General features: G+C 35.7%; 14 protein-coding genes. 10 read left to right on the forward strand and 4 right to left on the reverse strand.

All coding sequences use genetic code 11. The features are described 5' to 3' along the window. The first annotated feature begins 128 nt into the window (after positions 1–128). A complete protein-coding gene (locus ACVWYN_RS02400; protein ID WP_457287220.1) occupies positions 129–992 on the forward strand; it encodes a 3-keto-disaccharide hydrolase in 864 nt (287 codons plus the stop codon). Positions 993–1,378: 386 nt separating this feature from the next. On the opposite strand, the gene ACVWYN_RS02405 is transcribed toward ACVWYN_RS02400, so the two are convergent. After that, positions 1,379–1,903 (reverse strand): hypothetical protein, encoded by a 525-nt coding sequence (locus ACVWYN_RS02405; protein WP_457287221.1) that lies wholly within the window; start codon positions 1,901–1,903, stop codon positions 1,379–1,381. A 101-nt stretch (positions 1,904–2,004) separates the two neighbouring features. Further along, entirely contained in the window at positions 2,005–2,253 is a 249-nt protein-coding gene (locus tag ACVWYN_RS02410) for an AbrB/MazE/SpoVT family DNA-binding domain-containing protein (RefSeq protein WP_457287222.1), read from the reverse strand. A gap of 120 nt (positions 2,254–2,373) precedes the next feature. Between ACVWYN_RS02410 and ACVWYN_RS02415 the strand changes: the two genes are divergently transcribed. The 4 genes from ACVWYN_RS02415 to ACVWYN_RS02430 all read left to right on the forward strand — a co-directional run bounded on the left by ACVWYN_RS02415 (position 2,374) and on the right by ACVWYN_RS02430 (position 7,223). Further along, positions 2,374–3,201, forward strand: a complete 828-nt coding sequence (locus ACVWYN_RS02415) for a hypothetical protein (protein WP_457287223.1) — start codon at positions 2,374–2,376, stop codon at positions 3,199–3,201. A 123-nt stretch (positions 3,202–3,324) separates the two neighbouring features. Further along, positions 3,325–4,551 carry an erythromycin esterase family protein gene (locus ACVWYN_RS02420; protein WP_457287224.1) on the forward strand — a complete coding sequence of 409 codons (1,227 nt, stop codon included), beginning with the start codon at positions 3,325–3,327 and terminating at the stop codon, positions 4,549–4,551. Positions 4,552–4,727: 176 nt separating this feature from the next. Then, positions 4,728–5,783, forward strand: coding sequence for a hypothetical protein (locus ACVWYN_RS02425; RefSeq protein ID WP_457287225.1), 1,056 nt, complete (start codon positions 4,728–4,730; stop codon positions 5,781–5,783). Positions 5,784–5,954: 171 nt separating this feature from the next. Beyond that, complete coding sequence (locus ACVWYN_RS02430; RefSeq protein WP_457287226.1) at positions 5,955–7,223, forward strand: peroxiredoxin family protein; 1,269 nt, start codon at positions 5,955–5,957, stop codon at positions 7,221–7,223. Positions 7,224–7,354: 131 nt separating this feature from the next. Here the strand turns inward: ACVWYN_RS02430 and ACVWYN_RS02435 are convergent, their stop codons facing one another. Next, positions 7,355–7,681 (reverse strand): type II toxin-antitoxin system PemK/MazF family toxin, encoded by a 327-nt coding sequence (locus ACVWYN_RS02435; RefSeq protein WP_457287227.1) that lies wholly within the window; start codon positions 7,679–7,681, stop codon positions 7,355–7,357. Beyond that, positions 7,675–7,923 carry an AbrB/MazE/SpoVT family DNA-binding domain-containing protein gene (locus ACVWYN_RS02440; RefSeq protein WP_457287228.1) on the reverse strand — a complete coding sequence of 83 codons (249 nt, stop codon included), beginning with the start codon at positions 7,921–7,923 and terminating at the stop codon, positions 7,675–7,677. Before ACVWYN_RS02440 ends, ACVWYN_RS02435 begins: the two co-directional genes overlap by 7 nt. Positions 7,924–8,717: 794 nt before the next feature. Between ACVWYN_RS02440 and rplM the strand changes: the two genes are divergently transcribed. From rplM to nagA, 5 genes are all read left to right on the forward strand, one after another. Beyond that, complete coding sequence (rplM, locus tag ACVWYN_RS02445; RefSeq protein ID WP_410882455.1) at positions 8,718–9,161, forward strand: 50S ribosomal protein L13; 444 nt, start codon at positions 8,718–8,720, stop codon at positions 9,159–9,161. Positions 9,162–9,172: 11 nt separating this feature from the next. Next, positions 9,173–9,559 carry a 30S ribosomal protein S9 gene (rpsI, locus tag ACVWYN_RS02450; RefSeq protein WP_457287229.1) on the forward strand — a complete coding sequence of 129 codons (387 nt, stop codon included), beginning with the start codon at positions 9,173–9,175 and terminating at the stop codon, positions 9,557–9,559. 18 nt (positions 9,560–9,577) lie between these two features. Beyond that, positions 9,578–10,402, forward strand: a complete 825-nt coding sequence (gene rpsB / locus ACVWYN_RS02455; protein WP_457287230.1) for a 30S ribosomal protein S2 — start codon at positions 9,578–9,580, stop codon at positions 10,400–10,402. A gap of 97 nt (positions 10,403–10,499) precedes the next feature. Next, positions 10,500–11,336, forward strand: coding sequence for a translation elongation factor Ts (gene tsf / locus ACVWYN_RS02460; protein ID WP_457287231.1), 837 nt, complete (start codon positions 10,500–10,502; stop codon positions 11,334–11,336). Positions 11,337–11,401: 65 nt separating this feature from the next. Next, positions 11,402–12,523 carry an N-acetylglucosamine-6-phosphate deacetylase gene (gene nagA, locus ACVWYN_RS02465; RefSeq protein WP_457287232.1) on the forward strand — a complete coding sequence of 374 codons (1,122 nt, stop codon included), beginning with the start codon at positions 11,402–11,404 and terminating at the stop codon, positions 12,521–12,523. Positions 12,524–12,539: the final 16 nt, after the last annotated feature.

Consider the following 12,539-nt stretch of genomic DNA (forward strand, 5'->3'; position numbering starts at 1 on the left):
AAGAAAGCTCTTAGGTTTATTACTACGCTTTGGCGTATTTCTGAGCCAATGTATTCTTGAAATTTACTGCTCAATATTGCTATTGCCTAATTATTGTTGTAAATTCAATCCGAAATACACACACGAAAATGAAACTAAATATAAAATCTCCTGTAATAAGGATTGCTGCAATTGCAGTTTTACCACTGATGTTTTTGGGTTACACTTTTAAATCACCTATGGTATCTACTCCTAAATGGAAACAGATGTTTGATGGAAAGGACCTTAAAGGGTGGGATGTGAAGATCAGGAAACACGATTTGAATGACAATTTTGGAAATACATTTAGGGTAGAAGATGGTAAAATTGAAGTTAGATACGATCAGTATACTGATTTCGATAAGCAGTATGGTCATCTTTTCTATAAAAAGCCTTTCTCTCATTATTTAATTGGAGTAGAATATCGTTTTGTTGGTGATCAGGTTAAGGGTGGCGAAGGTTGGGCCTTACGCAACAGCGGGATCATGATCCACGGGCAGCTTCCTACAGAAATGAAGAAGGATCAGGATTTTCCAAATTCAATTGAAGTACAACTACTAGGAGGAAATGGAGATGGTAATAGACGATCAACTGCCAATATTTGCACGCCGGGTACACAGTTTGTAAAGAATGGTAAAGTGATTAAAACACATTGTGTAGATTCTAATTCGGACACGTTTAATGGCAACCAATGGGTACGTGCTGAAGTATTAGTCTTGGGTGATTCTTTGGTGGTTCACTACATCAATGGTGTAGAAGTTTTGCGTTATCAGCGTCCTCAAAAAGATTCTAAAGGAAATGAGGAAGAAGGCGAATTGTTAAAGGGAGGTTCTATTTCATTGCAAAGCGAAAGTCACCCTATAGATTTCAGAAAAGTAGAGATTATTGATCTTGAAAAATATGCTAAAGATCCGGCTAAGCTGGAAGCGGTTATACAAAAATTGATGTCTGTAAAGAGAGTTCCTAAGCAGTAATTTTTATACGCTGGTTCTTATATGAAATTCTTTCCGGTATTTATTTTATCGTTTCTGCTGCTGTCCCTACTTCCTTTTATATGGAACCAATTTTCATTTATTGAAGCAGGATTTCCATTTCCTTACTTGGAAAAAGTAAGCTATGTGGGTTCTTCCGGCACCGGAACAAGGGTCTCTTTCATAGTGCTAAATTTAGTATATGATTTGATTTTAGCTATAGGTTTTGCATGGATAGTAATTAAAATATGGTCAACCATCAGAAATAAGGGATAATGTATGAGTGTGGGTTAAAGGACCGTCACTCGGGCAGTATGTAAATATTTAAAATGCTACAGGAAGAGCCAAACACGCCAGCGAACGTTAGCTAAACCCACCACGTGCCTTTATTATTTATATTTTAGGCCTTTAATTATATCTTCTAACACGACTTTGGCTTTAGAATAGTCTTTTGGGTTATATTGAACAAAACCTATAATACAAAAATCTTCGGCTGGATTTACAGTCACAAAGCGAAAGACATTCAAACCTTCTGTAATTTCATTAATTATCGCAACGTCCTTACCATCGATGGTTTCAATTTTTGATGAATAATTTTTGTTGTTTTCGTTATTATCATCAAACCCTAATTTTAGGACTTTTAGCTTGCCTTTTTCTTTTGGCATTTTAGCTGAGTTTATGAATACGACGATGTCATCAACGGTATATACCTTTCCTGGGTTATACAGTATATTTCGTATTATGTATTTCGTCTTACCAAATCTTTCCGCAGCGAGCTTTGGGATGTTTTCTCGAGAAACTTTCAACATTGTTTTAGGCAGCTGTAAAGTCACTGAATCTAATAATGTAATACGTTGCGCTGTGCAACTAATGCTTAAAATAATTAAAGTAAAGAATAATATTATATTTTTCATTTATCAAGTTTTAATTAACAAGTTTTTTGATCTACTGCAATATTATGATCATCGCATGAGCCAGTTACGAAGAAATCCAAAAAACTCATGTTGATGAATTTTTACCATGTCCATTCATCTTTTTCAAATTCATTGGGAAAATCAGCTAAAAGAAGATTATCATCTCCAGCGGCGTTCATCATTTTTGCCGCTTCTGCCCATCCCTGACGTGGTTCAGGCTTAATAAAAATGTTTTCATTATTAATTTCAAGTTCTACAGTAGATTTATTGGTTAGCTTTAATTGCCTCAAAAGTATAGAGGGAAGTATTATTCCCTGACTGTTTCCTATATTTATAATACTTGTTTTCATGATATCAACTGAACACGTTTTAACTGCGAGGTGGATTTGATCTTTAAAAATAGACATGTTATTAAATATTTCCATCAAACTAGACGTTAATACAAAGTTTATTTTAATAAAAAATTAGATATGAAAAATGTAAAATCAAAGTTTATTTGTTTCTCTCTTCTTGTCTTACACCTTCAGGTTTTTCCCCAGAAATTACCTAAAGTTCAGATGAAACCTTTAGGTATCCCAGTAAATTTAAAAATTGATGGAAAGTCAAAAGAATGGCAAAATACCTTTCAGGCATATAATCCTAAGGCTGAGATCTTCTACACACTCTCGAACGATAAAGATAAGTTTTATCTAATTGTGCAGGCTCAGAATATAGAAACTATCCAAAAAATTATCTACGGAGGAATCAGTCTGATGATAAGCACTTCTCATTTGAAGACCGACACAGGAAATTTTGAAATAACGTTTCCCAGCTACACGAAAAGTTATTCTAATTGGATGATAAATGTGCAAGACATTAACGAAATAAAAAAATACATCAAGTCGAAACCGTCTACGGTTGACTCGTTTGTGAACATTAGTAATAAGCAGATAGATACAAAATTTAAACTTATTGGTGTTGCTGGATCGAAATCAGCCAATGATAGTTTAATATTCGTATATGATAATGAGGATATTAAAGTTAAAGCAAAGTTTGACAAAAATTTATTCTACACTTATGAGTTGACATTCCCTTTAAACCTAATCCGGGATTTCGATGATGATACGAAGCAATTTCTTTATAGAATTAGAGTGAATGGTGCGAGTTATCGAAATGTCAATATTATGGTTGACTCCGAAAGGGGAAGAATCTTTATAAAGGGAAAAAATATCGACAACTATGTTTGGCCCATGACGACAAAATATTTAGGCCTTACTTTTCCAACAGAATTTTGGTCGTTATATACATTACATAGATAGTGGTAAATTAATAACATGATCGTTTATCCGAGGGCTCTATTTGTTTAAAAAGTATTATGCCTTACCGACGGCCTGTGAAAAATATATCTACCATCTCATAAATCAACCCGTTGTAAATTTTATATGCAAAAAAATGTACCTATAATAACATTAATAATCTTTCTCCTTAGTCTGGTGCATAACATTTCATCAAGTCAGGCTCAGCAAAGACTTCCTACCTTCGCATTGGGCCTGCCGGAAGCAGATACAGCAGCCAGTTATGTAAGTTCAGTCTTTGAACAAAAAATCCCTGATTCGGTTCAGATAATAGCACTAGGTGAAGTGAGCCATGGTAACTATGGCCCGATTGCCTATAAAACTGCAATGATCAAATATTTAATAAAAAAAAAGGGATTTCGAAAAATTTTGTTCGAGCAATCTGATCTTATGGGGTTAAGAACGATAAGAAACTATTTGAACAACTCAGGTAGAACTGATACTACATACATTTCTAGTTGGGTAAGAAAAGGCATGTTCACTCAGGCTGGTACATCTGGTTATTTGGATTTATTTAAGTGGATAAAGGATTATAACCTGCAGTACCCAAAAGATATGGTAGAAGTTATGGGTTTTGAGATAGGCACAGAAAAAGGCGCAATAGACTTTATCCTCAATAATTATATTATACCATTTGATGTCAAAAAAAGTCAGAGCATCATATATAAATTGAATGCGAATATCTCTGATGCGGATAAAATTTTTTTAATTCAACGTTGGTTTGGCGATAATCAACTAGCGCTTAAAGCACATTTAAGTATACAAAGTTTTAAATGGTTACAATACTACATTAAAAATGCAGTCGGTGGGGTGAACTATCTTAAGAATAGGGCCGTAGATACAACTAAGAATTCAAATGTATCAAATTTACATAGAGATAGTCTTTTGGCTGAAAACGTCCTTTTTCTTAGTGGAAAAGAAAAAACCATTGTATCAGCACACAATGCACATGTAATTCGAACACAGTGGAAATATATGGGAACTTATTTGAATCAATTTTTTAAAGGAAAGTATTATGTCATTGCAACGGACTTTTCAACTCTTGCGTCTGCAGAGGTAGTTAAAAAACAAACATGGGAGGTTCCGATTTATATAAACTTAAAAATTAAAAGTGACCCTTTTAGTGCAGCAAGTCAAATTCTAAAAAATTATGGCATCTCAAATGGTATTTTTTTTAGTCAGGACCTTAACAAAATGAAAGTTGGAAATGCTACAAATGTGATTGATGCGTACGGAGCTCATTTGTTCTTACCTTCCTTTGAAGGCTCATTAGATGCGTTGGTGGTATTTGATAACATTTTCCCAAATAAATAAAGCAGCTTAGTTAAATAATCCAAATGAAAAAGCTTTCAATCATATTCCTATTCCTTTTCCTGTTTAGCCAGGTTCGTAGTCAAAAGATCCAAGCGATATCGTCTTTGAGCATCAACGAAGCTATACCCAAATTTGAAAAGCTATCGGATTTTAAAAACTTAAACTCGGTCAAGCTTTTGGGAATTGGTGATGTGGGGATGTTCTCAAAAGAAACCAAAAAAATCAATTTCTCTTTTTCGGCTTATTTGATTAGTAAAAGGCAATTTAGAAATATCACATTGCCCGTTGATGATTGGCAAATCCGCCCGTTAAATGCTTATTTAATATCTTCTTCTGCTCGCGATACATCTGAATTGGATACGCTTGTCAGTAATATTTTTACTTCCGATTATCAATATAAAAATCTGGAGTTTAAGGCATTTCTACAATGGGTAAAAACATATAACATTAATCACCCACTAGAAATGGTGAACCTTTTTGGAGTCGCGTCTTCAAACACTATACCACCGTCTTATTTTTTATCAGCTTACATTTATCCGGTTGATGCCTCAAATGGGCAAAAATTAAGTGCAAAATGGAGCGACGACAATACCCCAGACTCTTTAGCATATGTTGATATCAGAAAATGGGCTGAGAGTCAGAAAGACCTGCGAATCTCTAAGCTGAACCAAGATTTAATTTCCAGATGCGTTGAAGATTTGTCACATAACAATTCAGTATTAAAACTCACACCTTTAGATCAAAAATTTTCCCGGGATCAGCTAAATGGTATAAATAGATATGTTGCAAATCAAATTCTGAAAAAACTAAATAAAAAAACAATCTTTTTAGGATTGAATAAAGCGGTAGTCAAGGCAAACTTGGAGTCAAATTTCGTGATAGACCAGCTTCAGTATTCCTCAATTGGAAATTATCTTAAGATTTCCTTAGCAGGAGGCTACAAAGTTTATGTGACTGACTTTGCAGTCGAAGCAAATTTACCTGTTGCTGATTTTTCAACGCAAAAAATGAATATACAGAATGCCACAGGCTCGGATCAAGCCAAGGGTGTTTATCGTGGGAACGACTATGTAGAACCTACAGAAAAATTGAACCTTTTAAAAGGTTATAATCCAGCATATTTATCGGCATTTCCAAGTTTGGATAGCAGAATTATTGTTGGAAAAGATCAATATGTTTTTGACGGGCTATTCATTTTGTCAACGCTATCAGTGGTAAGCCTAATTTATTGAAACGCATTCTAAAATATTTCAATTCATTATTTGTCACAAATCTTGTCTAAATTTATTACCTTAAATTGGTATAAATAGGTTTTCCTGAATCCATTTTATTCTTTTGCTTTTAATCGCCAAGACGTTATGCTTAGTTTATTCAATAATAGAATAGAGTTTATTTTTTGCTTGATGACATTCATTAGTGCTACATCTGCTGCACAAACCGATTATGCACATAGAAAGATTAATTCTCCCGCTCTAAAAGAGAAAATAGATACTTATCAGAATTATAAGCATTCTTTAGAAACGAAATTTGAAAGTCGGTTGGGTACGGAAGATTTCGATAAGATATACTCGGAATTGGCTGTATATTTTATCACGAAAGATGATTTTTATAGGGCGGATACCTTCATTAAAAAGATTAGGTCAAAATTTATCTTAAAGGAAACCTATGTTAGACTTGTAGGTGTTTTGGCTAAAAATGACAGTAACCTTCCGTTAGCGTGTTCTTTTGCTGAACAAACCATCAAATTGGCATCATTTGAAAAGCAAATGCTCAACGAGCATATTTTCGACAAAAAAGATTGGGAAGAAAAGCTAAAGAAAAATAAAGGAAGTCTAACAGATGTATATGCAGAATTATTACATAGAGAAGGAAAAATAGAGCAGGCCATTCGCCAATCAGAAATTGCACTAGAACTCAATGATTTTGATCCGATAATTAAGACCCACATGTTAAAATTCCTAGTGGAAAATATGCAATACCAAAGAGCATTGGATTTGGGAGCTGGATATGTGAAAAGTGACCAAACATCGGAGCAAATAAAGACTTTTATGCTGGAATCTTTTGAAGCAATTAACAATACATCAAATGGATTTCAAAAATACTATAGTGAGCTATTAGGCATAGCAAATCAACAGTATGCATTACCGATAAATAGAATCATCAATTTTAAAAGCATCAATTTCTCATTGCCGGATATTTATGGTAAAAATGTCACACTCTCTTCTTTAAAGGGGAAAACTGTAATGCTATATTTTTTTAATACAAACAAGGATAATCCCGAACTGGTAGACTCTTTGAATAGTTATTTTGATCGACTCGCTTTTGAATACAAAGACACGAAAGACATTGTTTGCCTGGGAATTGATGTAACAGCAAGTATTTATAATGAGGAGAAATCCAGTCAGGAGGCAAGGGTATCCTTTGTTAAGAAATGGCTTAAAAGTCGCTCATACTCCTATCCAGTGTTATTTGATAAGTATCATTATGATCGCTATTTCAGTAGGAATTGCTATTTTCAGGTTGCAGACAATTATAGTTCAAATGACGTTGGACAGTTTTTCATACTAGACAAGACGGGAGTCGTAAGATATAAATCTTACCCCCCATCTATTAATCCAAATTTTGAAAGGTTTAAAAGAGAGGTGGTTTTAGCGTTATCTCTTTCTAAGTGAAATCTATTACAGCTTTATAATTACTAATCCTGTTATTTATATACACCAGAATATCCAGTTAAAAAGAAAGTCTCAGAAATCAAAGGCCTTGTATTAGTAAGTGATTTAATGGCATTAAGATTTACAAAGAATTAATCGATTAACATTTTATGTAAAGCATCTTTTAAAAGACCTATTTCACTTTTAGATAGCTTCCCTATTTTTGACCCAATACGAGCTCTGTCTACTACTTTCATTTGATCTGTAGCAATTGACGCATGCTTATTGGAAATAACGCAGGATATGCGCCAAGGATAGTTTTTAATAGTAGATGTAATAGGTATAATGATCAATGTCCGTAAAAATTCATTCATTTCATCAGGGCTTACGACTACGCATGGTCTTGTTTTTGCCATTTCACTTCCTTGAGAAGGATCTAAAGAAATCCAAAAAACCTCATATTGATGAATTTTCACCATGTCCATTCATCTTTTTCAAATTCATTTGGAAAATCAGCTAAAAGAAGACTATCATCTCCAGCAATGTTCATCATTTTTGCCGCTTCTGCCCATCCCTGACGTGGTTCAGGCTTAATAACAATGCTTCCATTATTAATTTCAAGTTCGACAGTAGATTTATTACTTAGTTTTAATTGCCTCAAAAGTACTGAGGGAAGTATTATTCCCTGACTGTTTCCTATATTTATAATATTTGTTTTCATGTTATAACTAAATATGTATTTTAAAGGCTAATATACTAATTTACGTTATAACATCCGCACGCAACCTGATTTTTTTCCTAATCCGTTTTTTTCGTGAGCTTTCAAAAGGGCAATTCCTCTATTTTTTCCCTAAATCCTCCTGCAAAAGAAATGCAGTGTTCTTTTGTTCACTTTCTTATTTTAGCCCCAACACAAAGACAGAATAAATATTCCCTTATTTACAGGTGTTGCACAACACTCCTATATGGAGTTAAAACATTAGCATGATGACTATAAATGGGAATCAGCCTTTAAACAACTTCTAGCCAAATCGTGTTGGTGTTGAGATGGTATTGAGTTGGTGCAGTGTTGATACAGAGACGGTATTTTTTACCCTGCATATCCCACTTTTCTAAGCGCGATGTAAATAACATTTATCTGGCAGGGAAATTAACGCCACAAATATCTAAAAATAAGCGACAACCCGGTAGAGCCGTTGCAGACAAACTGGCCTAAGAATTTGCTAGTGGTGGATTTAAGGAAATTAATGCCCACCGATCTTGAAATCTAAAGAAAAGTTACATATTGCTGTTGATTTTTAATCTCTCAGATGGGTATACCAATTTTGACCTTTTGGAAAAGGATTGGAATGCACAGGCAAAACGTCTAATAGAAGAAGTTAAGCAAGGAAAGTAATTTTTCTGCGTATTCACTTTTTTTCATCAAGTGTTTGACAATTAAAGATATTACGCTATCTTTGCAGTCCCTAAAATTAGGGGGAATAAATAATTGTTTAACAAATTAAATACAAGCAAGTGAATACGTTAAGTTACAAAACTGTCTCTGCCAATGCAAAAACTGTTAACAAACAGTGGGTTGTTGTTGACGCACAAGGCGAGATTTTGGGGCGCTTGTCATCGAAGATCGCAATGATCATCCGTGGTAAAAACAAGCCTGAGTACACCCCACACGTAGACTGCGGCGATAATGTGATCGTTATCAATGCAGACAAGATTAAGTTGACCGGAAACAAATTCGCAGAGAAGATCTATACTTCTTACACGGGTTACCCAGGTGGTCAGCGTTTCATTTCTCCTAAAGAGTTAATGGCGAAACATCCAAAACGTGTTATCGAAAAAGCGGTACGTGGTATGTTACCTAAAACTAAACTTGGTGCTAAATTATACACCAACCTTTATGTTTATGCAGGTACAGAACATCCTCATGCAGCACAATCACCAAAAACCATTACACTTTAATTAAAGAAGAAATGTCAGTTACTAATACTTCAGGAAGAAGAAAGACTGCTGTTGCTCGTATCTATTTAAAGGACGGCAGCGGCATCATTACCGTTAACGGTAAAGATCACAAAGAATATTTCCCAACCTTGCCACTACAATACATCGTTAATCAATCATTCACAGTATCTGAATTGGTTGGTCAGTATGATGTTAAGGTAAATGTAGCAGGTGGTGGTGTAAAAGGTCAGGCCGAAGCAGTTCGTTTGGCTATTGCAAAAGCTATTGTTGAATTAGATGCTGAGAAAAAACCAGCATTGCGCGCTAAAGGGTTAATGACCCGTGATATGCGTATGGTTGAGCGTAAGAAACCAGGACGCAAGAAAGCACGTAAGAAATTCCAATTCAGTAAACGTTAATCTTAAGGAGACAAAACAATGGCAAGAACTACATATCAAGACTTATTGGATGCAGGTGTACACTTTGGTCACCTTACCCGTAAATGGAACCCAAAAATGGCACCATATATTTTTATGGAACGCAATGGTATCCACATTATAGATTTAAATAAAACTTTAACTAAAACTGAAGAAGCCGCTTCTGCGATTAAACAAATCGTAAAATCTGGTCGCAAGATCTTATTTGTGGCTACGAAGAAACAAGCTAAAGAAATTGTTGCTGAGCAAGCAAAAAAAGTAAACATGCCTTTCGTAACTGAACGTTGGTTAGGTGGTATGTTAACCAACTTTGCTACAGTACGCAAGTCGATCAAAAAGATGGTTACCATCGATAAGATGACTAAAGATGGTACTTATTCAATCCTTTCTAAAAAGGAGCGTTTAATGATCCAACGTGAGCGTATCAAATTGGAAAGTTTATTAGGTGGTATCGCGGATCTTAACCGTTTACCAGCTGCTATCTTTTTAATTGACGTTAAAAAAGAGCACATTGCTGTTAGCGAAGCGTTGAAATTAAACATTCCAACTTTTGCAATGGTTGATACCAACTCTGATCCTTCAAACATCGATTTCCCAATTCCTGCGAATGATGATGCTACTAAATCTATCTCTTTAATTTGTGATGTAATTATCAAAGCAATTGAAGAAGGTTTAGATGAGCGCAAACGTGAGAAAGACGAAGAAACTGAAAAAGAAGCTGTAGCTGCTAAAGCTGCTGCTGATGCTCCGGAAGCTGCTGCTCCTGGTTCAAGAAGGAAAAAAGTTGAGGCTGATACCGAAGAAGGTACTAGCGAAGAAGCTTAAAATAATATAATTTGGGTTGTATGGTGCGTTGCAGGGTTTACTTACAACAATACTGTACAACCCATAATTTTTAAATCATAACTTAAAAAGAACTAAAATGTCAGTACAAATTACTGCTGCAGATGTAAATAAATTACGCCAACAAACCGGTGCCGGTATGATGGATTGCAAAAAAGCATTAGTAGAAGCAAACGGAGATTTTGATGCAGCCGTTGATTATTTACGTAAAAAAGGCGCTAAAGTAGCAGCTTCCCGTCAGGATCGTGATTCTAACGAAGGTGTTGTTATTGCTAAAGCTACTGCTGATGGCAAACGTGGTGTTGTTGTTGAATTAAACTGTGAGACTGATTTCGTTGCAAAAAATGCTGATTTCATTGCCTTAGCTAACAAATTCACTGACCTTGCGATTGATAAAAACCCTGCTACTTTAGAAGAACTTTTATCTTTAGAAGTTGATGGTCAGAAAGTTTCTGATATCATTATTGAAAACACTGGTAAAATTGGCGAAAAGATCGGTATCTCTAAATTCGAGACTGTATCTGGCGAGAAAGTTGTTCCTTACATCCACGGTAACTACCGTTTAGGTGTGTTGGTTGGTTTGAACCAAACTTTTGACGGTGTTGAAGAAGCTGGTAAAGATGTTGCAATGCAAATTGCTGCAATGAACCCTGTTGCTTTAGATAAAGGTGACGTTGATGCGACTACAATCGAGCGTGAAACTGAAATCGCTAAAGAAGTAATCCGCGCTGAAGGTAAGCCTGAAGCAATGGTAGAGAAAATTGCTGCTGGTAAATTGAATAAATTCTACAAAGACAGTACTTTGTTAAATCAGGAATTTGTTAAAGATTCTTCAAAAGACGTTCGTAAGTTCTTAGACGATACGGCTAAAGGTTTAACCGTTACTTCATTCAAACGCGTACAATTAGGATCTTAATTACCAATTGAATGTTATAGGAAAAACGCCTCCCGAAACGGAGGCGTTTTTTTTATATTTGCCCTATGCTGGCAATAACCAATTGTAAAATATTTAAAGATGATTTGTTGTTAACCGATCATTCTATTTTAATAGCTAACGGTAAGATCACCGCTGTTAGTAGTGATTCCATCCCTGCTCATTATACCATTGTTGATGCGAAAGGTTGTTATGTTAGTCCGGGCTTTATAGACCTTCAGATTTATGGATCTGGAGGGGATTTGTTCTCTGCATATCCTACTGCCGATACCCTCAAACAAATGGATCAGGAACTGCTTAGCAAAGGTACTACTGGGTTTTTAGCCTGTGTGGCTACTAATGCTCCTGAAGTTGTCGCGCAATCTATCGAAGCGGCAAAGGAATACCGAAAAGATGCTGTTGGTTTTTTAGGACTTCATTTAGAAGGGCCTTATCTTAATCCCAAACGGTTGGGTGCACACATCGAAAAATATATAAAGAAAGCAACGATTGATGAGGTAAAAAGATTGGTTGAGGATGCGGATGGTGTAGTTAAAATGATGACTATAGCCGCTGAATTGCAAGATGATCATGTACTGGCCTATCTGGCTGATCAGGATATTGTCCTTTCGCTGGGGCATAGTGATGCTACATTTGAACAGGCCAATAGCGCATATCAAAAAGGCTTTACCACCACTACACACCTATTTAATGCCATGCCCTCTATACATCACCGGTCGCCAAATTTACCCTCAGCGGTACTGAACCACCCTACTGCAATGGCCAGCATCATTGCAGATGGATGCCATGTAGATTTTGAAATGGTTAAGCTGAGCTATAAGCTCATGGGCGATAGGCTTTTTCTAATTACAGATGCGGTTACGCCATGTCATATCGGGCCGTATCAGCATCAGCTTTCGGGTGATAAATTTATAACGCCCGGCGGTACGCTATCCGGCTCAAACATCACTTTGGTACAGGCGGTGCAGAATTGTGTGCATCATTGTGACATACCTCTTTCTGCTGCATTGCGGATGGCAACTTACAATCCAGCAAAATTAATGGGATTGAACACGCAAAACGGCAGTTTGTTTGCGGGGAGTTTCGCAAACCTGGTGTTTTTAGATGAAGATTTAAGATTACTGAAAGTTTATGTTGCGGGGGTTGAACATTTGGGCATCAGAAATTAAATAGCTATTTTTGAGG

Source organism: Pedobacter sp. UYP24, from assembly GCF_054057295.1.

Bases quoted from the DNA above. Each gene is read 5' to 3' on its own strand.
- ACVWYN_RS02400 (WP_457287220.1), top strand. From the start codon at position 129: ATGAAACTAAATATAAAATCTCCTGTAATAAGGATTGCTGCAATTGCA.
- ACVWYN_RS02405 (WP_457287221.1), bottom strand. From the start codon at position 1,903: ATGAAAAATATAATATTATTCTTTACTTTAATTATTTTAAGCATTAGT.
- ACVWYN_RS02410 (WP_457287222.1), bottom strand. From the start codon at position 2,253: ATGAAAACAAGTATTATAAATATAGGAAACAGTCAGGGAATAATACTT.
- ACVWYN_RS02415 (WP_457287223.1), top strand. From the start codon at position 2,374: ATGAAAAATGTAAAATCAAAGTTTATTTGTTTCTCTCTTCTTGTCTTA.
- ACVWYN_RS02420 (WP_457287224.1), top strand. From the start codon at position 3,325: ATGCAAAAAAATGTACCTATAATAACATTAATAATCTTTCTCCTTAGT.
- ACVWYN_RS02430 (WP_457287226.1), top strand. From the start codon at position 5,955: ATGACATTCATTAGTGCTACATCTGCTGCACAAACCGATTATGCACAT.
- ACVWYN_RS02435 (WP_457287227.1), bottom strand. From the start codon at position 7,681: ATGGTGAAAATTCATCAATATGAGGTTTTTTGGATTTCTTTAGATCCT.
- ACVWYN_RS02440 (WP_457287228.1), bottom strand. From the start codon at position 7,923: ATGAAAACAAATATTATAAATATAGGAAACAGTCAGGGAATAATACTT.
- rpsI (WP_457287229.1), top strand. From the start codon at position 9,173: ATGTCAGTTACTAATACTTCAGGAAGAAGAAAGACTGCTGTTGCTCGT.
- rpsB (WP_457287230.1), top strand. From the start codon at position 9,578: ATGGCAAGAACTACATATCAAGACTTATTGGATGCAGGTGTACACTTT.
- tsf (WP_457287231.1), top strand. From the start codon at position 10,500: ATGTCAGTACAAATTACTGCTGCAGATGTAAATAAATTACGCCAACAA.
- nagA (WP_457287232.1), top strand. From the start codon at position 11,402: ATGCTGGCAATAACCAATTGTAAAATATTTAAAGATGATTTGTTGTTA.